This window comes from Bartonella bovis 91-4 (assembly GCF_000384965.1).
GTDB lineage: Bacteria > Pseudomonadota > Alphaproteobacteria > Rhizobiales > Rhizobiaceae > Bartonella > Bartonella bovis.
On record NZ_CM001844.1, the window covers coordinates 362827 to 387168 of the forward strand.

General features: G+C 35.8%; 17 protein-coding genes. 9 read left to right on the top strand and 8 right to left on the bottom strand.

Annotated features, from left to right (window positions below; genetic code table 11):
• Position 1: 1 nt before the first annotated feature.
• Positions 2–1828: a translational GTPase TypA gene (typA, locus tag BBBE_RS01600; RefSeq protein WP_010700869.1), complete on the bottom strand. Its 1827-nt coding sequence runs from the start codon at positions 1826–1828 to the stop codon at positions 2–4.
• Between the two features lie 291 nt (positions 1829–2119).
• A complete protein-coding gene (gene mgtE, locus BBBE_RS01605; RefSeq protein WP_010700870.1) occupies positions 2120–3496 on the bottom strand; it encodes a magnesium transporter in 1377 nt (458 codons plus the stop codon).
• Between the two features lie 336 nt (positions 3497–3832).
• On the opposite strand from mgtE, the gene BBBE_RS01610 reads away from it, so the two are divergent.
• A complete protein-coding gene (locus BBBE_RS01610; protein WP_010700871.1) occupies positions 3833–5857 on the top strand; it encodes a M3 family metallopeptidase in 2025 nt (674 codons plus the stop codon).
• A 643-nt stretch (positions 5858–6500) separates the two neighbouring features.
• Here BBBE_RS01610 and BBBE_RS01615 read toward each other — a convergent pair.
• Positions 6501–7772 (bottom strand): lytic murein transglycosylase, encoded by a 1272-nt coding sequence (locus tag BBBE_RS01615; protein WP_010700872.1) that lies wholly within the window; start codon positions 7770–7772, stop codon positions 6501–6503.
• A gap of 271 nt (positions 7773–8043) precedes the next feature.
• Between BBBE_RS01615 and galU the strand changes: the two genes are divergently transcribed.
• Together galU and BBBE_RS01625 are read left to right on the top strand one after the other, a co-directional pair.
• The gene (gene galU, locus BBBE_RS01620; protein ID WP_010700873.1) at positions 8044–8928 is read left to right on the top strand and encodes a UTP--glucose-1-phosphate uridylyltransferase GalU; all 885 of its coding nucleotides are present in this window, start codon (positions 8044–8046) and stop codon (positions 8926–8928) included.
• A 45-nt stretch (positions 8929–8973) separates the two neighbouring features.
• A complete protein-coding gene (locus tag BBBE_RS01625; RefSeq protein ID WP_010700874.1) occupies positions 8974–9969 on the top strand; it encodes a KpsF/GutQ family sugar-phosphate isomerase in 996 nt (331 codons plus the stop codon).
• 274 nt (positions 9970–10243) lie between these two features.
• On the opposite strand, the gene omp10 is transcribed toward BBBE_RS01625, so the two are convergent.
• On the bottom strand, positions 10244–10618 hold the full coding sequence (gene omp10, locus BBBE_RS01630) for an outer membrane lipoprotein Omp10 (RefSeq protein WP_010700875.1): 375 nt from the start codon (positions 10616–10618) through the stop codon (positions 10244–10246).
• 267 nt (positions 10619–10885) lie between these two features.
• Between omp10 and BBBE_RS01635 the strand changes: the two genes are divergently transcribed.
• The 3 genes from BBBE_RS01635 (at position 10886) to guaB (ending at position 15907) form a co-directional block, all read left to right on the top strand.
• Positions 10886–12268, top strand: coding sequence for a sigma-54-dependent transcriptional regulator (locus tag BBBE_RS01635; RefSeq protein ID WP_010700876.1), 1383 nt, complete (start codon positions 10886–10888; stop codon positions 12266–12268).
• Between the two features lie 421 nt (positions 12269–12689).
• A complete protein-coding gene (locus tag BBBE_RS01640; protein ID WP_010700877.1) occupies positions 12690–14261 on the top strand; it encodes a phospholipase D family protein in 1572 nt (523 codons plus the stop codon).
• A gap of 149 nt (positions 14262–14410) precedes the next feature.
• Entirely contained in the window at positions 14411–15907 is a 1497-nt protein-coding gene (gene guaB, locus BBBE_RS01645) for an IMP dehydrogenase (RefSeq protein ID WP_010700878.1), read from the top strand.
• 562 nt (positions 15908–16469) lie between these two features.
• Here guaB and BBBE_RS01650 read toward each other — a convergent pair.
• Positions 16470–17330: a universal stress protein gene (locus BBBE_RS01650; RefSeq protein ID WP_010700879.1), complete on the bottom strand. Its 861-nt coding sequence runs from the start codon at positions 17328–17330 to the stop codon at positions 16470–16472.
• A gap of 239 nt (positions 17331–17569) precedes the next feature.
• On the opposite strand from BBBE_RS01650, the gene BBBE_RS01655 reads away from it, so the two are divergent.
• From BBBE_RS01655 to BBBE_RS01665, 3 genes are all read left to right on the top strand, one after another.
• On the top strand, positions 17570–18856 hold the full coding sequence (locus BBBE_RS01655) for an RsmB/NOP family class I SAM-dependent RNA methyltransferase (protein WP_010700880.1): 1287 nt from the start codon (positions 17570–17572) through the stop codon (positions 18854–18856).
• Positions 18857–18989: 133 nt separating this feature from the next.
• Positions 18990–20546, top strand: coding sequence for a glutamine-hydrolyzing GMP synthase (guaA, locus tag BBBE_RS01660; RefSeq protein WP_010700881.1), 1557 nt, complete (start codon positions 18990–18992; stop codon positions 20544–20546).
• Between the two features lie 174 nt (positions 20547–20720).
• Complete coding sequence (locus BBBE_RS01665) at positions 20721–21443, top strand: glycerophosphodiester phosphodiesterase (protein WP_010700882.1); 723 nt, start codon at positions 20721–20723, stop codon at positions 21441–21443.
• A gap of 103 nt (positions 21444–21546) precedes the next feature.
• On the opposite strand, the gene BBBE_RS01670 is transcribed toward BBBE_RS01665, so the two are convergent.
• Genes BBBE_RS01670 through ugpA form a run of 3 tightly spaced genes read right to left on the bottom strand, consistent with a single transcriptional unit; the run spans position 21547 to position 24334 of the window.
• Positions 21547–22584, bottom strand: a complete 1038-nt coding sequence (locus tag BBBE_RS01670; protein WP_010700883.1) for a sn-glycerol-3-phosphate import ATP-binding protein UgpC — start codon at positions 22582–22584, stop codon at positions 21547–21549.
• 2 nt (positions 22585–22586) lie between these two features.
• On the bottom strand, positions 22587–23438 hold the full coding sequence (gene ugpE, locus BBBE_RS01675; RefSeq protein ID WP_010700884.1) for a sn-glycerol-3-phosphate ABC transporter permease UgpE: 852 nt from the start codon (positions 23436–23438) through the stop codon (positions 22587–22589).
• 11 nt (positions 23439–23449) lie between these two features.
• The gene (gene ugpA, locus BBBE_RS01680; protein ID WP_010700885.1) at positions 23450–24334 is read right to left on the bottom strand and encodes a sn-glycerol-3-phosphate ABC transporter permease UgpA; all 885 of its coding nucleotides are present in this window, start codon (positions 24332–24334) and stop codon (positions 23450–23452) included.
• Between the last annotated feature and the right edge of the window lie 8 nt (positions 24335–24342).

Below are 24342 nucleotides of genomic sequence, written 5' to 3' on the forward strand. Positions count from 1 at the left end.
ATCAGGTTGAAATTAGTGAACGTGTTTTTTCAAAGCGTTTGCGTTCATTAGGGTCTAAATAGAGTTTACGTAGACGAATATTTTTAGGGGTTACTTCCACAAGTTCATCGTCTTGTATCCATGATAATGCACGTTCTAATGTCATTTTAATCGGAGGTGTTAATTTTATAGCTTCGTCTTTACCAGAAGCGCGCATATTGGTTAGCTTTTTTCCTTTTAAAACATTTACTTCTAAGTCGTTATCGCGTGAATGAATGCCAATAATCATGCCTTGATAGACTTTAGCACCAGAATCGATCACCATAGGTCCTCGATCTTCGAGGTTGAAAAGAGCATAAGCAACGGCTTCACCATTATCATTTGAAATCATCACGCCATTAGTACGGCCACCGATATCTCCTTTATAAGGTTCGTAAGAATGGAAGAGGCGATTCATAATTGCTGTACCACGCGTATCGGTTAAAAGTTCTGATTGGTAACCAATAAGTCCACGAGTTGGTGCGTGAAAGACAAGACGTACACGATTACCACCAGATGGACGTAATTCAATCATATCTCCTTTGCGCTCTGACATTTTTTGAACAACAGTTCCGGAATATTCTTCATCAACATCGATCACAACTTCTTCGATTGGTTCAAGAGTTATTCCATTTTCATCCTTCTGCATAACCACACGTGGGCGCGAAACACTAAGTTCGAAGCCTTCTCTACGCATGTTTTCGATGAGAACTGCAAGTTGTAGTTCCCCTCGTCCTGAAACATAGAAAGAATCTTTATCGGTTGATTCTTCAATTTTAAGGGCTACATTACCTTCCGCTTCTTTTAGCAAACGATCACGGATAACGCGACTTGTCACTTTATCTCCTTCAGTCCCAGCAAGTGGGCTATCATTTACCAGAAAACTCATAGTCACAGTGGGGGGATCAATGGGTTGGGCTGTAAGTGGTTCATTGATGGCAGGGTCACAGAAAGTATCAGCAACAGTACCTTTTTGTAGACCAGCAATTGCTACAATATCACCGGCAATGCTTTCTTCAATCGGTTGCCGTTCTAACCCACGAAATGCCAAAATTTTTGAAATACGCCCAGTTTCTAAAAGCTTTCCATTTTGTCCAAGAACTTTAACGCTTTGATTGGGTTTAATAGAACCTGAGTAGATTCGACCTGTGATAATTCGGCCTAAAAACGGATCTGCTTCAAGAATAGTGCCAATCATACGAAAAGGTCCTTCCGCTACAGTAGGTGCAGGCACATGGCGGATCACAAGATCAAATAAGGAACTCAATCCTTGATCTTTTGGTCCCTCGGAAGTTTCAGCCATCCATCCATCACGACCTGATCCATAAAGAATAGGAAAATCAAGCTGTTCATCAGTTGCATTAAGAGCGACAAAAAGGTCGAAAACTTCATTAATAACTTCATCAGCGCGTGCATCGGATCGATCAATTTTATTGATAACAACAATGGGACGTAATCCTACTTTTAATGCTTTTCCAACAACAAATTTAGTTTGCGGCATAGGACCTTCAGCTGCATCAACAAGTAAAATTGCTCCATCTACCATATTGAGAATACGTTCAACTTCTCCACCAAAGTCAGCATGACCAGGGGTATCAACAATATTAATTCGAGTATCTTTCCAAACAACTGATGTCGCTTTTGCTAGTATTGTAATACCACGTTCTTTTTCAATATCATTTGAATCCATCATACGCTCACTAGTGCGCTGATTATCGCGGAAATTTCCTGATTGTTTGAGAAGCTCGTCCACAAGTGTTGTTTTACCGTGGTCGACATGAGCAATGATGGCAATATTACGCAATTGCATAAATTTTCTTCTTTTCGTTTAATGAAATTTCATTTGAGGCAAAGCTTTTATATTTTTGACTTTGCAGTTTAAAACCTTTTACAAGTTTTTTTATACTTTTGGAAGAGGAGAACTGTTTAGTAGAGAAGTGTCTGAGAAGATTTTTACAATTTTAAGCAAGAATGCTCCAAAACACCTTTTTTATAAGATGGATATTTTATATATGCATGTGCACAAAAGGAATAAATAATACAATCTAATCGCATCACAGAAAAAATTTTAGGTTTCTTTGAGTATATTTTGCATCTCATTTTAAAGTAAAGTTCCAGATAAAATAAGAGATGCAATAGAAAAATAGATTACAATGCCTGTGACATCTACTAAGGTTGCTACTAAGGGAGCTGAAGCACTTGCTGGGTCAAATTTTAAACGTTTAAGGATGAAAGGCAACATGGAGCCGGATAAAGAGCCGAATGTAACGATTCCGACCAAAGTTGCACCCACTGTTATAGCGATGAAAATCCAATGTTCACCATAGTTATAAATACCAAATTGTTGCCAGATAATAATACGCATTATTCCAATAATTCCAAGTAAAAGGCCAAGAGACATTCCTGCTGGGATCTCGCGAAGAATGACTTTCCACCAGTCCTTGAGTGTAAGTTCACGCAAAGCCAATGCACGAAGAATGAGCGATGTTGCTTGTGAGCCAGAGTTTCCTCCTGAACTCATAATAAGGGGAATAAACAGTGTAAGAGTGATAACTTTTTCAATCTCTGCTTCGAAGTATTGCATGGCGCTGGCTGTAAACATTTCACCAAGAAAAAGCAGAGCCAGCCAGCCACCACGTTTTTTCATCATTCCAAGAAAATTTATTTGCATATATGGTTTATCTAGAGCTTCCATACCCCCAAATTTATAGGCATCTTCACTCATTTCATCAACCATAGTGTCAAGCACATCATCAACTGTTACAATACCAATAACATGGTTACTGTCATCAATAACTGGTACAGAAAGAAGATCATGGCGTTGGAAAAGACGAGCAATATCTTCATGATCTGTAAAGGGTGATATTGTGATAGGTGTGTCATGTGTCGAGACATCGAGAATTTGATCATCAGGTGAGGCAAGAATAAGATTCCGTAATGAAACAGCTTTAAGAAGTACACCTGTTTTGGGATCAATGACATAGCTTGTGTAAACTGTTTCTCGTGTTTGTTCAACATCGCGAATGTGGTCTAAAGTTTTTTTAACAGTCCAGTCTGCAGGGATAGCAATAAATTCTGTGGTCATTAATGCACCAGCTGTATGACTAGGGTAACTGGTGAGTTTTTTAAGTTCGGTTCGAGTTAAGGGGTTCAACAAGGCATAAAGCCGTGTACGAGTCTTTCTATCCATTTCTTGAAAGACGTCTGCAGCAGCATCTGCGGACATACCTTCAAGAATTTCAACAGAACGATTAATCGGTAGAAGTTCAAGAATAGCTGCTGGTTGTTCAAGTTCTGGTTTATCAAAGAGCTCAATGGCATAATCAAGAGGTAAAAGACTAAAAATAGTCACGCGTTCCATAATATCTAGATCGTTGATTATATCAATTGAATCAGCAAAATGACGATTTTTTAATTCTTCAGCGAGAGTTTCAGGAGGAAGTTTTTTAAACTCGATGGTTGTTTTTATTTCAGTCATGGTAAAGTGCCTTCCAAAATTATAAGATTCGGGTATATGGATAGGATCAATCAAAGTGATAAAAAACTTAGAAACATCTCTCTGAAGAGTTTCTGAGATTGTGAATATTTAAAATAAAGTCAAGGATAGATCGCAATCTATAAACAATTTCATTTTTCAGATAAATAGAGCTCGTTTATCTTTGTGTATCCTATAATAAAATAGTTTTTTTTAGTTCTTTTATCAAAATATGGGTTTAAAAATTTATTTTAAAGCATACTCGATAATTTTTCCAGGATGTTTGTATGCTGAAAATAATCATTGCTTTTTAAAGCGCGTAATGGAGACATAGATGTTATGACAAAAACAGTAGTATTGGATTGGGACGGATTTTCAGGGCTTCCTGATTTTGCTTCAATAAGTGATGATGATTTTAAACCTGCTTTTGAACAAGCTCTTAAAGAAGCTGAAAAGGAAATAGAGGCAATTGCATCTGTAAAAGAACCTCCAACACTTGAGAATTTTTTGCAGCTTTTTGAACTTTCTGGCAAGGCACTTGATCGTGTATGTTCAATATTTTTCTTGCGTTCAAGCGCGCATAGCAACGCGTTTATTCAAAAATTAGAACAAGAATTCACTGTACAACTATCTCGTTATTTTTCGAAAGTTATGATGGATGCGAGGATATTTGTGAAGATGGATATGTTGTATACACAGTCACGGCAGGGTGTGTATAACAGTGAAACAAAGCGTGTAATTGAATTGTGGTGGAAGAAGTTTATTCATAACGGTGCAAAACTTGATGAACAAGGTAAGAAACGTCTTGCCGAAATTAACGAGAGACTTGCTCTTTTAGGTACTACATTTGGTCAACATGTATTAAAAGATGAAGCTGAATGGATTTTGTTTTTAGAACAAAAAGATTTATCTGGTTTGTCTGATGATCTCATTGCTTCAATGAAGGAAATTTCTTACGAAAAAGGTCGTGATGGATTTTATGCATTGACATTGGCACGTTCAATTATTGAACCTTTTTTAAAATTATCTAATCGTCGTGATTTGCGTGAAATAGCATTTCAAGCTTGGTCTAAACGTGGTGAAAATAATAATGATAATGATAACCGAGCGATTATCGTAGAAATGATAACGCTTCGGAATGAAAAAGCTAAATTGCTAGGGTATAAATCTTTTGCGGATTTAAAACTTGATAATACCATGGCTAAGAGTGTTGGTTCAGTTATGAATTTGCTCATGCCTATATGGGAACGAGCAAAAGCTAAGGCTGCTACTGAACAGACTGAATTACAAAATTTTGCAAAAAATCTAGGAAACAATGAGCCCTTAAAAGCTTGGGATTGGCGTTATTATGCTGAAAAATTGCGTACTGAAAAATTTTCTTTCAATGAAGGTGAAGTTAAACAGTATTTTCAGCTTGATCGTGTAATTGAAGCAGCTTTTGCAGTGGCAAAGAAACTCTTTGGAATTTCATTTGAAGAAAAAACAACTATTACACTTTGGCATCCTGATGCACGTTTATGGGAGGTTAAACATTCTGATGGTAGTTTACTTGGGCATTTTATTGGTGACTATTTTGCACGTTCTTCGAAACGATCTGGTGCGTGGATGAGTCAGCTGCAATCGCAGCATAAATTGAATGGTGGACAAAAACCTATCATTTATAATATCTGCAATTTTGCTAAACCACCCAAAGGAGACGCTGCTCTTTTATCGTTAGATGATGCACATACACTTTTCCATGAATTTGGACACGCGTTACACGGTTTGCTTTCTGATGTAACATGGCCATCTGTAGCAGGAACATCGGTTTCGCGTGATTTTGTTGAGCTTCCTTCTCAGCTTTATGAACATTGGTTGACTGTGTCAGAGGTACTAAAATCTTATGCTACGCATGTAAAAACAGGTATTCCCATGCCACAAACTTTGCTGGATAAGATTATGTCAGCACGTACATTTAATGCTGGTTTTTGTGCTGTTGAATATATCTCATCGGCTTTAATAGATATCGCTTTTCATAAAGGAGCAATAGTTTCTGATCCAACATTGTTTGAGTATAAGGAATTAGAAAAATTGGGAATGCTTGATACAATTATTATGCGCCATCGTCCTCCACATTTTACGCATGTGTTTTCAGGTGATAGTTATGCTGCTGGTTATTATTCTTATATGTGGTCAGAAGTTCTTGATGCTGATGCGTTTCAAGCTTTTGAGGAAACTGGTGATGTTTTTAATTCAGAACTTGCTAGTCAGTTGAAGCGTTTTATTTATTCTTCTGGCGGTAGTTGTGATCCAGAAGAGCTTTATAAAGCTTTTCGGGGAAGGTTACCTTCACCAGAAGCAATGATTACACAAAGGGGGTTGTAAATCATACATAATAGAGCATAAGGCCATACCGATTTTTTTATTTTGTATGATTTGTATGATTATATTTAGCAGGCTCTGAGTTGTTTTGTTGAGTGAATAGGTATTGTGTTGTTGCTATATTATAAAGGCTTATTGATAATTAGCGCACAAGAGTGTATGGTTTAGTGTATAGTATAAATTTTAAAGCATTTATTGGTGAGATGTAATCTTCATAAGAAGATATGTGAGAGTTTAAAATAATTTTCAATAGCTATTTTCAATAAAGAAGAATTTTTGTTTTCTTCATGGATGAAGCTACTTTCATCATGAGTGTATAATGTAACTTTTTTCATTAAATATTGTAGCTTGAACGGAACAATTGATTTTGTTTATCAATAAAATCATTTCAAATATCAGCGAAACACTCTATATATTATCTATTGCTTTTTATAGAACACGTTAAAAGATTATTTTTGCCCTGCAGTTTTTTAAAAGGTTTATATATTTTCTATGATTTATAGGCGCTGTGGTGATCAGTTTATTATTTACATGTATACACAATTCAACAAAATTTTGCATTTTAATAAAAGTAGCTTTCTCGTTATAAAAAAGAGTAGAAAAAAGAAGGCAAATCAAATATGTTAGGTGAAGATGATATAAGTACTTATCTAATTCTAGATGATTGTTTTCTGAGAAGAGAGAGGACTTTGTCACTCGGGTATCCATCAGCTTCTAAACCATGACGCTGTTGAAAAGCCTTAATAGCTTGTTTGGAAGCTGTCCCAATTTTACCATCAATTTCTCCTTTATAATCTCCAAGCGCAGCTAAGCGAGATTGCAACTCCAAACGTTCTTGAAAAGTAATAGGTTTGAATGGTCGATTCCAATCTCGCACTAATCCAGGGTGTCCAGCAATACGGTTAGCAAGAAGAGCAACGGCGAAAGCATAACGATCTGCATTATTATAACGTTTAATAACAAAGAAATTTTTTGTTACTAAAAATATAGGCCCCTCTGGCCCATCGGGAAATTTCAATATTGCAAGTTGAGATGAAGAAGGAAAAGGTTGCCCACGTGCATGCCGAACACCTAGCTTTTTCCATTGTTTAAAAGAAAACCAATCTTCAGGGAGTTTTTTTCTATGCGGTAATTTAACTTCCACACCCCAAGGAAGATCAGGTTGCCAACCATTCATATGAAGAAGATTAGCGGCAGTAGCAAGTGCATCTGGAATTGATGTCCAAATATTACATCGTCCATCTCCATCCATGTCAACACCATAGGCAAGATAACTCGTCGGGATAAATTGGGTATGTCCTAATGCGCCAGCCCAAGATCCAGTAAGTTGAGAGCGATGAATGCCACTGTCTTGTAGGATTTTCATGGCAGCAATAAGTTGTGTGTGCGCATATTTTTTACGTTTTTGATCTGCGTAAGCTAAAGTTGCAAGTGAACGAATGGCATCATGCATCACATTTTTATTTTGCAAAACTTTTCCATAGCTACTTTCTATAGACCAAATAGCAAGAAGAATATTGCGGTTAACACCGAAACGTTTCTCGATTTTGGAGAGCCATGGTTCCCATTTTTGAGCATGGTTCTGTCCTTCTACAATGGCGATATTGTGAACACGATTATCAAAATAGTTCCATGGAGAATCGATAAATTCTGGTTGATACATTGCTTTTTTTAAAACTATTGGGTCAATTGTATCAACAGTTTTAAAAGCTATATCAAATGTAGTTGATGAGATATTGTTGGCTAAAGCTATTTTTTTAAATTCATTAATCCAAAGTTTAAAATCATGCTCAGCGTGTGCAAATGTAGAGAAAAACGTTAAAGAAACCAAAAGAGTAGAAACTGCACCAATGATAAAGGCTCTCCAATTTATTAACTTTTTTGAAGAAAAAAATGGACTTAATGCTATTGGGTTCATTTTTTTATTACTGCCGGTTTTAGAATACTTTTATGTGAAGTAATTTTGTTTTTTGTATTTGGTTTATAAAATGTCCTACCAAGTTAAATCGAAAGTTGGAATAGTTTACTTTATGTTGAGAAAGTACTCTAATTATTAATTAGAGCATCTTTTATTATAACCGATTTTTATGATAATCCAATCAAAACAGTGAAGCATCTTTTTAACATTTTAGTTAAAACATGATGATACATTAAATCAGAAAGCTATATCCATAATCAGGAGAGTAAGTGTGCGTAAAATTCGGAAGGCAGTATTTCCCGTAGCAGGTCTTGGTACTCGTTTTCTTCCAGCAACTAAAACAATTCCTAAGGAAATGCTGACTGTTGTTGATAAACCTATCATTCAATATGTTGTGGATGAAGCACGTGAAGCGGGCATTGAGCATCTTATTTTTGTTACTGGACGCAATAAAGCAGTGATTGAAGATTATTTTGATGCGCAAATTGAATTATATACAGTACTTACTGAACGTGGTAAAAAAGAAGAACTTAACCATTTACAAGATTTACAGCCGCAACCTGGCATGACTTCTTTTACTCGGCAACAGCAATCTCTGGGTCTTGGGCACGCTCTCTGGTGTGCACGTGAGTTAGTTGGTAAGGAACCTTTTGCTTTATTATTACCCGATATGTTGATACAGGCTAAAAAGAATTGTCTTTCTGAAATGATCTACCTTTATGAAAAAACGGGTGGAGGAAATATTATTTCTGTTCAGGAATGTAATCTTGAAGATGTTCACAAATATGGTATTGTCGGTAAAGGTAAGCAGATTGCAAACGGTTTTGAAATTACAAAAATGGTAGAAAAACCAAAAAAAGAAACAGCCCCATCTAATTTGTACATTAATGGGCGTTATATTTTACAACCAGAAATTTTTGATATTCTTTCCAATCAAGAGCGAGGGGCAGGAAATGAAATTCAGTTGACAGATGCTATGATGCGGCTTTCAAATGAGCAGGCTTTTTTTGGTTTCCAGTTAGATGGATATACTTTTGATTGTGGTTCTACAACTGGTTTTATTGAAGCTAATGTCGCGTTTGCTTTAGCACGTGCTGATATGCGTCAGCATGTTTCTGTTTCATTGAAAAATTTACTTGAAACAATAAAAGCTTAAAAATTTTATAGATCTCTGTTTTGATTTCATTTATCAAATTTAGTTATGATAATACAGTCTTCTAATATGTTGGCTTTACAAGGTGTAATTACATCAGCGCTTAAAACTATTTCTCGCGAAAAACAAGGGCTTGAAGCTCTTGAGGCAGCTCTTTTAAGTAATCTATCAGATTCTTTTAAAAAAGCTGTTCAAACCATTAGTAATGCTCAGGGTCATGTGGTTATTACTGGTCTTGGTAAGAGTGGTCATATAGGAACGAAAATTGCTGCGACTTTAGCTTCAACAGGAACACCTGCCTTTTTTGTACACGCTGCAGAAGCTAATCATGGTGATCTTGGTATGATTAGCTCCGATAATGTTATTCTTGCTTTGTCATGGTCAGGTGAAACTACCGAATTAAGTGGCATTATAAATCACGCTGCGCGTTTTCATATCCCACTTATTGCAATGACATCTGGTGAGCACTCTATATTAGGGCGAAAAGCTGATATTGTGTTGTTATTACCAAAGGTAGAAGAGGCTTGTCCTCATGGGCTTGCTCCAACAACTTCCACAGTTATGCAATTAGCAATGGGTGATGCATTAGCTGTTGCTCTTTTAGAAAGGCATGATTTTAGCGCAACAGATTTTAAAATTTATCATCCTGGCGGTTCTCTTGGTGCAAATTTTAAATATGTGCGTGATATTATGCACCAAGGTGATAGTCTTCCTTTAGTTAGACAGGGCGCTCCTATGACTGAAGCCGTAAATATTTTGGTTGAAAAACATTTTGGTTGTGTTGGTGTTGTAAACCAAAAAGGTGAATTGATTGGAATCGTAACAGATGGTGATCTTGCACGTAATATTCACTGTGATTTGTCAAAATTCAATGTTGATGAGGTAATGACAAAGGACCCTAAAATTGTAACTCCAGATACACTTGTTGGTGCTGCAACAGCTTTTATTAATGATCATCAGATTGGCGCTTTTTTTGTCATTGAAGATAAGAAACCCGTAGGGGTTATTCATTTCCATGATCTTTTGCGTATTGGTGCTATTTGAGTTAATAAGGTATTTATATCAGATAAAATTTTTAATATACAAGTCAGGGTGGATTCAATAATAGAAGAGCAATTTTAAATATAAAATTGCTCTGTTAAAGATACTATTGTTAAAAGATTATTATTTTACCTATCTTAGAATTGTATAGAAAGTTTATCAGCAAGATAACGTGTTAATGTTTTTACCTTGATTTTAAAAAACTCTGTTAGGAAAAGGAATTATGACTTCCTATTAGTGTATTTTTTGTAAATTTAAATAAAATTTTGATTTTCATTTAAATTTGACGGTTGAGAAAAAATTGTAATCCAGTACTTGATGTGCAAAAAAGTTGCATTGTGTCATTTGATAACGTACAATCAGCTCTGGATATAGTTCCACGAAGAAGTGAGCGTATTTCAATTTCTACATGTTGGGCATTAACGTAATTGTAAGTGCCTTCTGATAATTTTTCTTTTGTGTCTGCTGCGCGTGTTTCAAAATTGCCATTATGGAAAGAGGAAATAATACCATTTTTATCAACCCATTTACCATCAATTCCAGTTGGTATATTTTTTACAGTTGGGTGTTGTCCATAATGGTGCGGAAGGCTGCAGCTTACTATAGCTAAAATAGTAATTGTAAGACATAAAATACGGCAAATATGTTGCATTTGTTTCACTCTATTTATTTTATGTTGCTTTTCAATTATTTATAATAAACTTAAGATTATTATTATTAAGTTACTTTATTAATTAATATGAAATTTTTTGTGAAAATTAATAAAAAAGCAAAGAATTGGAAAAAATATCTTAATGTTGTTAATTATCAAACTAATAAAAATTTAGCATGCACGGCATAAAAGGTAAAATATTTTTTATGATTTGCAATAACTCTTATATTAATATTGTTTAGTAGTCTCAGAGGAGATTATTAAATTATGGTTGGCCCTGTTCTTGTTGCGAGTGAAGACCACGGAAAGCGTATAGAGTTTTCTGCTATGCTCCGAGATTTTGGTTATCGTGTCATTGAAGCAGAAAATAGTCTGCGTACGATTGATCTTTTACATAGACGTAAAAATGTCATGCTTGCATTGCTTGATATTTTTATGAGTGATTTAAGTATAAGTGATTTAATTACGACAATTAGAGCTGCTGGAGTTTCTGCTCCTATTATTGTTATAGCAAAGCAAGATAATCAAGAATCACTTCAAAAAGCTTTAAGAGCTGGAGCTATTGATTATTGGATTTATCCGGTTACACCACTACGATTGAGAATTACATTGAATAATTTTTCACGTATTTCTACGTTAGAACGTGAAGTTTATCATATCCAACGACAAAATAATAATCATTTACAATTTTCTGATCTCTATACCAAAAGCAGTGTAATGCAGGTGGTTTTAGAACAATCAAAAAATGCTGCTATTTCCTCGCAAAATCTTTTGATAAAAGGTGAAATAGGAACTGGTCGTGAAACATTAGCACGCATTATTCACCGTGAAAGTTTATTTTCAGAAGGGCCTTTTATCCTCTTCCAATGTTTATCTGTTGTTGATCCAGAGGAAGAAAAACGCATATGGTTTGAAAAATTTTTACCACTAGTTTCTTCTCTTGAAAAGGGAACTCTTTGTCTTTGTGATGTTGATCGACTCGAGCCCATACAGCAAAAACGTTTTGCACATTATCTGAAAGAAAGAACAGAGGCTACAAAGAATGAAAAACCACCTTTTCGCATTATTGCCATATCAACGTCACAACTTGAGGATCTCGTTGAGGATGATGTTTTTTTGTACGATTTATTTGAACAGTTTTCCCAATTATGTATTAATGTTCCTACTTTGCGAGAATTGAGAGATGATCTTCCAGAAATTTCTCAGCGCTTGATTGATCATATCATTACTGAAACAGGGCGATCACATGTACATGGTTTGGCAGGATCGGCTATTTCATTACTTATGCAATATGATTGGCCTGGTAACCGTAGTGAACTTGAAAATTTATTATTTCGTGCGGTTTTACTCAGTGAAGGGCCTTTACTAACTGCTCGGGATTTTCCGCAGTTAGTGGGAAGTTCATTACTTGGTGTTCCGAGTATGTATAATCATGCTCAAGAACATTCTGAAAAAAAGTCTATACAATTTTTAAATTCTGAAGGACATGTTCGTGCTTTTGCGGATATGGAGCGCGATATTATTGAAAAAGCAGTTAAACATTACAAAAAACGTATGAGTGAAGTTGCTCGCCGTCTTTGTATAGGACGTTCTACACTTTATCGTAAAATAGAAGAATATGAGGGTGATAAACGGCCGAAAATAAAATGAAAATCTATAATAAATTTCCGTTTATAAGAATTACTGCTTTTAACAACAATAATACGAAGGCTTCTATTTTTTAAGAGTATCCTTATTATACCAGTGATTAAATTTGAATTAGTTTTTCAGTTAGTGTTTTTATTTTATAATTTAATAAATATGAAATTTTGTTTCAGGATATCTTAATGAGTTTGATTGTTTAAGGCTTTTGGTATTGAAGTTAAGACTGCATTTAAGATAATAACGGATATTTTATGCTTTCTCACATCAGAAGTAGAACTTTAGAAACACTGATGTGATAGTTATATTTTTCAAGCAAATGGTTAAGTATTCTACTTATTATATCAATCAATGATAAGATCGTTGATTTTAGTGTTAGAGTGCGTATTTATGAGTGTGCAATGGCTTTTAAAGTAGAAAGTTTATTACTTTGACTCTGTTACATATTATTATCGGATCTATTATTTTTTTCATTATAACATCTATGTTGGCAGTCTACACTTATGGTCGTTTTTCTAAAAGCGCAAAAAAGGAATATTCTTGTGCGTTTAATGTTGAGAAAGATGCAACCAAGCTTGATCGTATAGTGAGTCGATTAGCAAAAGAGATGAATGGATTAGGAGTCGACAAAGATGCTCTTTCACTCATTGTTAGCAATTTAGATGCGTTTTGTGTTCGTACAATGGCAGCTGCACAAGCTGAGCGCAGTCTTGACCTGATGTATTATATTTGGGATGATGATTTAACAGGGCGTTTGTTGCTTAGTGAAGTGGTGGAAGCGGCTGATCGTGGTGTACGAGTACGTCTTCTTTTGGACGATATTAATGCTCAGGGGCGTGATCCGGCTTATATTGCACTTAATAAACATCCTTATATTGAAATTAGAATGTTTAATCCAGGGCGAGCACGCAGTGGTGGTTTACGTCGTGGTTTGGAGATTATATTACGGGCACTTGCTGTAACACGCAGGATGCATAATAAAGCTTTTATTGTAGATGGACGGATAGCTTTTGTAGGAGGACGCAATATTGCAGATTCTTATTTTGATGCAGGTAAGGGGGCAAGTTTCCGAGATCTAGATCTGATGTTAATTGGTCCGTCGGTTAAAAAGGTAGAAGCCATCTTTGATGATTTTTGGAATAGCTCTGTAGTTTTACCAATTCACGCTTTAGTAGTTCCCAAAAGTACAAATAATCTTGACGATTGGAAGGATAAATTGCAGAAATTTCGTCATTCTGAAGTTGCCAAAGTTTATTTAGATTATGTCAACAAATATATCAATTTTGAATGTTTTATTCAAAGGGGTAAGCGATTATTTCTAGCAGATAAAGTTGAAGTTCTTTCTGATCCTCCAGAAAAAGCATTAGGCAGAAAAGTAGGCAATTGGCTAATGGAGGTGCTCTCACAGGTTATTGAAGGTGCACAAAAAACAGTCCAGATTACATCGCCTTATTTTGTTCCAGGTAAGGCAGGTGCACAGCATTTAAGTAATTTGGTGTCAAAAGGTGTTGATGTCAGAATTCTTACTAATTCTTTAGCGGCTACAGATGTGGTGGTTGTGCATAGTGGTTATGCACCTTATCGTAAGGCATTATTAAAAAGTGGTGTTAAACTTTATGAATTAAAACCGGATGGAGGTTCCCACCGTTTGTGGTTGTTTAGATCAAGTAAAGCAAGTTTACATACAAAAGCTTTTTTAGTTGATCATAAAACTGCTTTTATTGGATCTTTAAATTTTGATCCTCGATCAGCTTCATTGAATACGGAGATGGGCATTCTTTTTGAGTGTGCACCAATTACAGCTATGTTGGATTTGCTTTTTTTAGAGGAAACAACAGGTGAAATGAGTTATTGTTTACGTCTTGGGGATAATGACCGTATTTACTGGGATTTTATTGAAAATGAAAAACAGTATAGTATTGACTATGAACCAGAAAGCAATTTTAGGCGTCGCGCATTTGCAAAGATAATGAGTTGGCTGCCCATTGAATCACAATTATAATTTATATAAGCATATATTAGAAAAAATATTTATTTTTCTTTTCATTTTGTTTTTAGCGTGGCATAATTTGTTGCCAATTCGCAACGCATAAAAATTACAGCTGCATTTATATTTATTTGCTAGTGTTTTATTATTAAAGGAATTTGGCTATGACAAAAATTGTTGAAACCAAAACAGGTGTATTGGCACTTACCTTTGATGACGTACTTCTACAACCTGGCCATTCACTTGTTATGCCTAGCCAAGTGGATCTTAAAACACGTATTGCAGCCGATATTGAATTGAATTTACCCTTACTTTCTGCCGCAATGGATACAGTGACAGAATCGCGTTTGGCAATTGCTATGGCTCAAGCTGGAGGTCTTGGCGTTATTCATCGTAATATGTCTCCTGCAGAGCAAGCTGAAGAAGTCCGTCAAGTGAAAAAATTTGAATCCGGTATGGTTGTTAATCCGGTGACAATTGGGCCAGATGCAACACTGGAAGAGGCAAAGAATTTAATGCGCTCTCATGGTATTTCAGGTATTCCGGTTGTTGAAAATGGAGTTAGAGGTGGAATTTCTGGCAAACTTGTTGGTATTTTAACCAATCGGGATGTGCGCTTTGCATCAGATCCAAAACAGAAAATCTGTGAATTAATGACCTATGAAAATTTAATCACAGTACGTGAAAATGTTCAGCTGGATGAAGCAAAGTATCTTTTACATTATCATCGTATTGAAAAATTATTGGTTGTAGATGAGCAAAATCGTTGTGTTGGTTTGGTAACAGTCAAAGATATTGAAAAAGCACGGTTACATCCAAATGCTACTAAAGATTCTCAAGGTCGGTTGCGTGTTGCTGCTGCAAGTGGTGTAGGGGATAATGGAATTGAACGCGCTGAACAATTAGTTGATGCAGGTGTTGATATATTGGTGATTGATACAGCTCATGGACATTCTCAGCGTGTGTTAGAAACGATTGAACGTATTAAAAAAATGGCGTTTTCTACAACTATTATGGCTGGTAATGTAGCGACACCGCAAGGAGCACAAGCTTTGATTGATAGTGGTGCAGATGCAGTAAAAGTTGGTATTGGGCCTGGTTCTATTTGTACAACGCGGATTGTTTCAGGTGTTGGTGTACCTCAACTTTCAGCTATTATGGATGCTGCAGAAGTTGCTGATAAAGCAGGAATTCCCATTATTGCTGATGGTGGTATTAAAACTTCAGGTGATTTTGCTAAAGCTTTGGCGGGTGGAGCTTGTGCTGCTATGATTGGCTCTCTTTTAGCTGGTACAGATGAAAGTCCTGGAGAAGTTTATCTTTATCAGGGTCGTTCTTTTAAAGCTTATCGGGGTATGGGGTCGGTCGCCGCTATGGCAAGAGGATCGGCAGATCGTTATTTTCAAGCTGAGGTTCGGGATGAACTTAAATTAGTACCCGAAGGTGTTGAGGGGCAAGTTGCTTATAAAGGTCCGATAGCGTCAGTTCTACACCAGTTGGCTGGTGGATTACGTGCTTCGATGGGCTATGTTGGAGCACAAAATTTACTTGATTTTCGTAAAAAAGCGACATTTGTTCGCATTACGAATGCTGGCCTTTATGAAAGTCATACACATAATGTTTCTATTACGCGGGAAAGCCCAAATTATCGTGGTCCTTGATACACTAAAGCCGGTATTATTTCTATATCAAACAGACAAGTTCTTTTGAAAAAATGATGTGATATCTATTATTTGTGTGTAGTCTGTGTGTTACAATTCTAAACTTACCAAAGGAAGGAATTGGGTACTACTATTCCAATTCCTTCTAGAAGTTATTTTAAATTGAAAAGATTAGCTTTTCATATTTTTTCGGCCTGCTTTTAATGCGCAATGGCGATCATTAGTTTGATTACTTTGGACGGATTTCTTTCTATTGTGTGAAGACATTGTATTCTGGCTGCTTTTAGATGCAGTCATTTTCCCATTACTATGAGTATTCATTAATTTTCTCCTTTTTAATTATCTGGCATATACCAGTATAGAAGGAACGGTCATATCAAATAGTAGTTCCGAGAATTTTTGAAAAAGTTCATTTATGTTTTATTTGAAATAAGCTGAATACAATAGTGACAAGGACTTTTTTAAAAAACAGCATTTTTCATAACATTAACCGTTTAATATTTAAAACTATTGGTTAAGTACTTAGGGTTTGTTTTTATTTTATAAAGCAGCAAAGAAAGCCTTATAATTCTCGCGAAATCATAACTGGAATAGGTGCTTTATGAATAATAGTCTGAGTTTTAGAACCAAATAAAAAGTTATACATTTTAGAATGGTGAAAAGCCCCCATAACTAACATATCAAGATAAAGTGCCTGAATGTTTTGAAAAATCATTTGCTCAAGACTATCTTCTGTTTTGAGTGGTTCAACTTTAATGTTAGCAGATTGTAATCGCGCTAATGTTTCATTAAAACTGTCATGTATAACTTGTGTTTGCAATTCTGCCATACCTAGTACAAAGGTTAGGTTATTAAAAAATTTTCGTGTACAAATAAAATCAATGGCTTTCATGATCAAAGGGCCGCCATCAAAAGCGATGAGAATTCGCTGAATTGGGCGAAAATGACGTGAAGCAACAAGAATTGGGAGCTCAGAGGAGCGTACAACATTTTCAAAATTGAGCCCTAATCGTTTTTTATCAGGTGCTGTTTGTTCACCACGTTTTCCCATAACAATAAGCGAAGATTGAGTATTATAAGCATTTAATGCATCAATAAGACTGCCATGACGCAAGCGTGTTTCAATTTCAATTTGACTCTGAGAATTGAGATAATCTTTCGCTTCTTCTAAAGCTGTTTGTCCAACTTTTTGTGCAAAGAGTGCTTTAGCAAGGGTAGTATCTTGTTGTTTTAAGTTGGATGGATTTAATATGGTGTCATCGGTTTGTTGTGTATCTGGTAAATTAATTTCTTCTTCTGATTTATCCAAGACATGCAACAACCGAATTGTTGTTTGCATAGATTTAGCAGCCCATAACGCTAGGTCACATACAGGTTTTGCATAAATTGAAGAATCAATAAGAGCGAGTATCGGCTTTGTCATTATATTATATCCCAATATTCTTATTTATAGCAGAATCTATAGTCTTTGTTAAGTATCTACGAGTTATAGAAACAATAATTCTATCTTTCTTCACAATAAAATTTAGACTACAGAGCTAGAAGTATTCAGTTTCGATAATAAATTTGAGAATTATTTTAAGATTACAGTTAAAAATAAAGAAAATCATTTAAATTTTTTAATTTAATTATTTGTTGATAATAGTTGAATAGGAGAATGAATTGCGATTAGGTGGGCGTTTGCAGGCAGCAATAGATATTCTAAAAGAGATAGAAATACGGCATCGTCCTGCAAATGAAGCTTTAAAAGATTGGGGGCTTTCTCATCGTTTTGCTGGGGTAAACGATCGTGCGGCAATTGGTACAATTGTTTATGATGTTTTAAGACGACGTTACTCATTACAATGGCGTATGGATAGTGATGATATTCGAAACATAGCTTTTGGGGCTTTGTTAGATGCTGGAGCAATGACGATTGAACAGATTGATAGTACTTTAGAAGGAGATCGATTTGCACCACAGTTATTAGCTCCTGAACAGCGCCATTCATGGCAAAAACGTCAGTTGGTTGATGCGCCAAACTATATTCGTGGTGATATTCCTCAATGGTGTCAAGTTCATCTACAACCCTTATTTGCCGACAATTGGATAATTGAAGCTGCTGCTTTAGCAACACGCCCTCCGTTAGATTTACGAGTGAATAGTTTAAAAGCAACACCAGAGAAGGTACTCAAAGAATTAGCAAAAATCAAAGTTCAGTCTTTTTCGTGGTTTCGACAAGCTTTAAGAATTGCACCAATTGAAAAATTTGGCCGTCATCCTAATGTGCAAATTGAACCTGCTTTCCAAAAAGGGCACTTTGAAGTACAGGATTTGGGATCTCAAATTGTTGCTTATCTTACAGAAACGAAAGCAGGTGTACAATTATTAGATTATTGTGCGGGAGCTGGTGGAAAAACATTAGCTTTGGCGGCCAATATGAATAATCGGGGGCAAATTTATGCTTATGATTCAAATAAAGTCCGCTTGGCTCCTATTTTTAGTCGTCTTCGCCGAGCTGGTATCCATAATGTGCAATCACGGGTGCATGTAGAAGAATTAAAACCATTAGTAGGTCAGATGGATATAGTTTTATTAGATGCTCCATGTAGTGGAACAGGAATATGGCGCCGTCGTCCAGATGCGAAATGGCGTTTAACACTAGAACAAGTAAAACAGCGCCAAGCAGAGCAGTTCACTATTTTGAATGAAGCATTGGTTTATCTTAAGTCGAATGGACGTTTAGTTTATATTACATGTTCTCTTTTTATCGATGAGAATGAAGAACAAATTTCCCGTTTTCTTCAACAACATTCCAATTTCTGTCCTATAGATCTGCGTGCACTTTGGCAGCGACATTTTAGTTCTTCACCTGTACAACCAATATTTTCGAATTATGGGTTAACTTTATCGCCAGCATCAACTCAGACAGATGGTTTCTTTTTAGCTATTTTGCAAAAGACGCATTGAAGATATATTTCCATGTTTTTTATTTCAAATTATATGACAATGATATTTTTCTGATGCCAAAAGGCTTGTGAAAAAAGAAAGATTGAATCATAAATCTCATTTGCTATTCTTTGCAATTATTGATTGGTTTTCTATGAGTACATCGCATTCAAATACTATTCTTATCATTGATTTTGGTTCACAAGTTACACAGCTGATTGCACGACGAGTGCGGGCAATAGGCGTTTATTCCGAAATTGTTCCTTTTCAATTGGCTTTGGAGAGGTTCAAAAGTATTAAGCCTAAAGCTGTTATTTTATCGGGTAGTCCTTATTCGACTGTTGATGATGGTTCGCCACGTGCTCCGATAGAAATTTTTGAAGCTGGCATTCCAGTTCTTGGTATTTGTTATGGTGAACAAATCATGTGTGTTCAACTAGGTGGAAAAGTTGAAGCTGGACATGAACGTGAATTTGGGCGTGCTTCTTTGGAAGTGAAAGAGGAAAGTGCTCTTTTTGATGGCATTTGGAAAAAAGGATCGTGTCAACAGGTATGGATGAGCCACGGTGATCGTGTAACAGCTTTGCCAGAAGGTTTTCGTGTAATAGGAACATCAAAAGGTGCTCCTTATGCTGCCATTGCAGATGAGAAACGGCATTTTTATGCAGTACAGTTTCACCCTGAAGTTGTCCACACACCAGATGGTATAAAACTTTTGCAAAATTTTGTTTATAAAATCTCTGGTCTAAAAAATAATTGGTCTATGGCTGCTTATCGTGATCAGGCTATAGCTGCGATTCGCAAAAAAGTCGGAAAAAATCGAGTGATCTGTGGTCTTTCAGGTGGAGTGGATTCATCAGTTACAGCTATATTACTTCATGAAGCAATAGGAGAGCAACTGACATGTATTTTTGTAGATCATGGATTGATGCGTAAGAATGAAGCTGAAGAAGTGCTTACATTGTTTCGCAATAATTATAATGTAAAGCTTGTTCATGTTAATGCTGCTCATAGATTTATCAATGCGCTGGAAGGTGAAACAGATCCAGAGAAAAAGCGCAAAATTATAGGTCACCTTTTTATTGAAGTTTTTGAAGAAGAAGCAAAAAAAGTGGGTGGTGCACAGTTTTTAGCTCAAGGAACACTTTACCCAGATATTATTGAAAGTATTTCAGCTGTTGGTGACGCGATAACAATTAAAAGTCACCATAATGTGGGTGGATTACCAGAACGAATGAATATGCAACTTGTAGAGCCATTGCGTGAATTGTTTAAAGATGATGTTCGCTCTTTAGGGCGAGAATTAGGCTTGCCTGAGCAATTTCTTGGACGTCATCCTTTTCCGGGTCCTGGTCTTGCAATTAGATGTCCAGGTGTAGTAACGCGTGAAAAATTAGAAATTTTGCGTGAAGCAGATGCTATTTACCTTGATGAAATTCGTAAAGCGGGCCTTTATGACAAAATTTGGCAAGCTTTTGCTATTCTCCTTCCTGTTCAAACTGTTGGTGTGATGGGTGATGGACGCACTTATGAATTTGTTTGCGCTCTTCGTGCTGTAACATCTGTAGACGGTATGACTGCTGATTTTTATCCATATGATATGAATTTTTTGGGCAAGGCAGCAACGCGTATTATTAATGAAGTTCGAGGTATTAATCGTATTGTTTATGATGTAACTTCAAAGCCTCCTGGCACTATTGAGTGGGAATAATTAGGATCAAATGCAAGTGTTTGAACAATAAAAACTGTTTGGAGGTAGCATTAAAGTAATTGAAATAAAAGAACAATTTCTTAAAGAGGAGTGCTCAAGCTCTGATATTGTCTTAATTCTCAACTTATTCTCTTTAATTTATATAGTTTGAAGTTTGGAAGTAAAAAATAATCTATGTTTAAACCAAAAATTGTTGCCCATCGCGGTGGAACTAATCTCTATTCCGAGAATACACTTTCAGCGTTTCGTCATGCAATTGCATTGGGAGTTGATGAAATTGAGTGCGACATTCATCTCCTTAAAAGTGGTGAAGTGGTTGTATTTCATGATTTTTGTCTTGAACAATTGGTGGGGAAAAAAGGTTATATTCATGATATTGATAATGAAATGCGTAAACAACTCTGTGTAAAAGGCAGTACTGAGTCTCCTCCTTTACTAGAAGAATTGCTAGACCTTTTAGTGCCAACAAATGTTGCATTGCATCTTGAGATCAAAACATGTGGTATGGTTGAGCGCGAATATATTTTGTCTCAAAAAGCATTGAAATTGATTAATAGCCGCAATTTGGCAGAACGAGTTTCAGCAATCAGTTTTGATTCTACTAGTTTGAGCCCTTTCGTTGAAGCTGGAATACCATGTGGTCCATGTGTTGATAATTTTGAAGGTGATATGTCTTATCATTTTTCTAAATGGAAAAAATTAGGGTATTCTGATTTGAGTTTAGATGGTTCAATTGTATCGCGAAATGTTATTGAATCTGCACTTAATGCTGGTTTTACTGTCGGTGTCTGGACAATAAACGGAAAAGCTCGTTTATCACACTGGCTTGATATGCCTGTGCACTATATTACAACAGATCAACCTGATCTTGCTTTGCAATTACGTTCACAAAAGTAAAAACAGTCTCTATTATAATTTATGTATCATGACAAAGATAAGAATAATAATTAGGTAAAAGGCTTTCTGATAAAGCATATGAGGTTTCATTACGCTTTGTCAATTATGTGCGTTTTCCTGTAATTTTGTTAAAAGTATGAAAACTCTGATTGGGAACGGTGAAATTTAATTTTTGCCCATAATTACTTGTAAGGCGCTCTTTTATATCGACAGTGAAAACGGTATCGTTCCAAAGTGTTAAAACATGACACCCTGTTCCTATAGGTTTGATGAGTTCAATGTTTGTATGAAAAACGGGGCCTTTGTTTGGATGTTCACCTAATAAAATTGCTTCTGGTCTAAATGCTAAAATATCAGTTTGTTTACTACAAGAAAATGAACTATTTAAATGTTGTTCTAGAGTTTGACGGTCAAGAAAATTCATAGGGGGAGAGCCAATAAAGTTTGCAACAAATATTGTTTCTGGATAATCGTAAATTTCCATTGGTGTTCCAATTTGTTCAATAGATCCTTTATTCATAACAGCTATTCTGTCAGCCAGTGTCATAGCTTCTAGTTGATCGTGGGTAACATAGAGACTAGTTGTTTTTAGTGAGCGTTGTAGTTTTTTAATTTCAATACACATTTGTGTACGTAATTTTGAATCAAGGTTTGAAAGCGGTTCATCAAAAAGAAAGATACGTGGTTGACGAACAATGACACGCCCCATTGCAACACGTTGGCGTTGCCCTCCTGATAATTGATGTGGCTTACGATTAAGAAATGGCTCTATTTCCAAAAGTTTTGCAGCATGTGTGACGCGCCTATTAATCTCTTCTTTAGGTGTTTTTCGATTTTTAAGGCCGTATTCCAAGTTCCCACGTACTGTCATATGTGGATAGAGTGCGTAATTTTGGAAAACCATAGCAATGTCACGATCAGCTGGTTCATAATCGTTGATGCATTCATTATCAATATAGAGTTTACCTGAGGTGATTTGTTCGAGCCCAGCAACGATGCGTAATAAAGTTGATTTTCCACATCCTGAGGGACCAACAATAACAAGAAGTTCACTATCAGAAACGGTTAAGTTTAAATTGTCAATGACCACAATATCATTGTCATATTGTTTTTTTATATTTGATAACTGAATGATAGCCACGGCTATTTCTCCGTTTCAATGAGGCCTTTAATAAAAAGCCGATGCATGCAAATGACAACTAAAACGGGTGGTGCCATAGCAACAACTGACACTGCCATAAGAATGTTCCATTGAGGATCATGTTGAACTGATTCTACAATAAGTTGTTTTAGGATAATAAGAATGGTTTGATGGTCTTGATCTGTCATAACAAGTAGAGGCCAGAGATACTGTATCCATCCATAAACAAACATAATAATAAATAAAGCAGCTATATTATTTTTACTAAGAGGTAAAAGAATATCCTTAAAAAATTTAAATGGTCCTGCACCATCAATGCGAGCAGCTTCTAAGAGCTCATCGGGCACAGTCAAAAAGAATTGACGAAATAAAAATGTAGCAGTTGCTGAAGCAATCAATGGAATGATCATTCCACTGTAAGTATTTATCATGTTTAACTGTGCGACGACTGCATATGTTGGAATAATACGGACTTCTATGGGCAGCATTAATGTGACAAAAATCAAAGCAAAAGCTGTTTTACGGAAAGGGAAGCGCATATAGACGATTGCGTAAGCAGAGAGAAGTGAAATAATAATTTTTCCAACGCTAATACCAAGTGCCATTATGAGTGAGTTTGTTAAAAGTGGTAAGAGGTTTGGAAGACCAAGTTGCGCAAGACCATCACCCAAAATTGTTTTATAGTTTTCCAAAGTATATTGTCCTGGTAAGAGAGGTAGTGTTCCCGAGCTAAATGCAACTGAGCTATGAGTTGAAGCAATAATAGCAACGTAAACTGGAAAACAAATGATGATAATGCCAACAATAAGGATAAAATGGGTCAGAAATGTCAAAAAAGGGCGATTTTCAACCATAATTTCTTTCCTTAATATTGTACGCGGCGTCCAATCCAGCGAAACTGGATAAGTATTAAACCAATAACCATAAACATTAAGATTATTGATTGTGCTGCTGATGCACCGATTATTTGATTTCTAAAACCGTCATTATATATTTTGTAGACAAGTGTGGTTGTTGCATGCGCAGGTCCTCCAAAAGTTATATTGTCAATAATGCCAAATGTATCAAACATGACATAATTGATGTTAATAACAAGAAGAAAAAAAGTTGTTGGTGAAAGTTGCGGGAAGGCTATAGTCCAAAATCGTTTAAAAGGACCAGCACCATCAATAGCGGCTGCTTCTATTTGAGATTGTGATATAGATTGAAGTCCAGCCAGAAAAAAGAGAAAATTGTAGGAAATTTGTTGCCAGCTGGCAGCAATCACAATGAGGAGCATTGCTTGAGTGCCATTAATACGATGATTCCAAATAATATTTATTTTCTCAAGAAGAAAAGGAACAATTCCAATAGTTGGGTGAAAAATAAACAACCATAATATACCTGCTAGTACGGGGGCAACTGCATAAGGCCAGAGCAAGAGTATTGTATAAGTTTTTTTTGCATGAATAACACGATTAGCTGAAACAGCTAAAAGAAGTGATATTGTCATTGAAACAACAGTAACAGAGATGGAAAATATTATGGTTGTAAGAAGTGATTTTATATAAATTGGATCAGAGAGAACTGTTACGTAATTTTCAAATCCAATAAAAGTCGTGGTTAAACCAAAAGGATCTTCACGCTCAAAAGACGATTTTATTGCTTGGGCAGTAGGCCAAAAGAAAAACAAGAAAGTTATGGCAAGCTGAGGAAAGAGTAGACAATAAGGAAGTAGTCTATTTTTAAAGTATGCATGTTTTTCTTGCATTTGCAGTG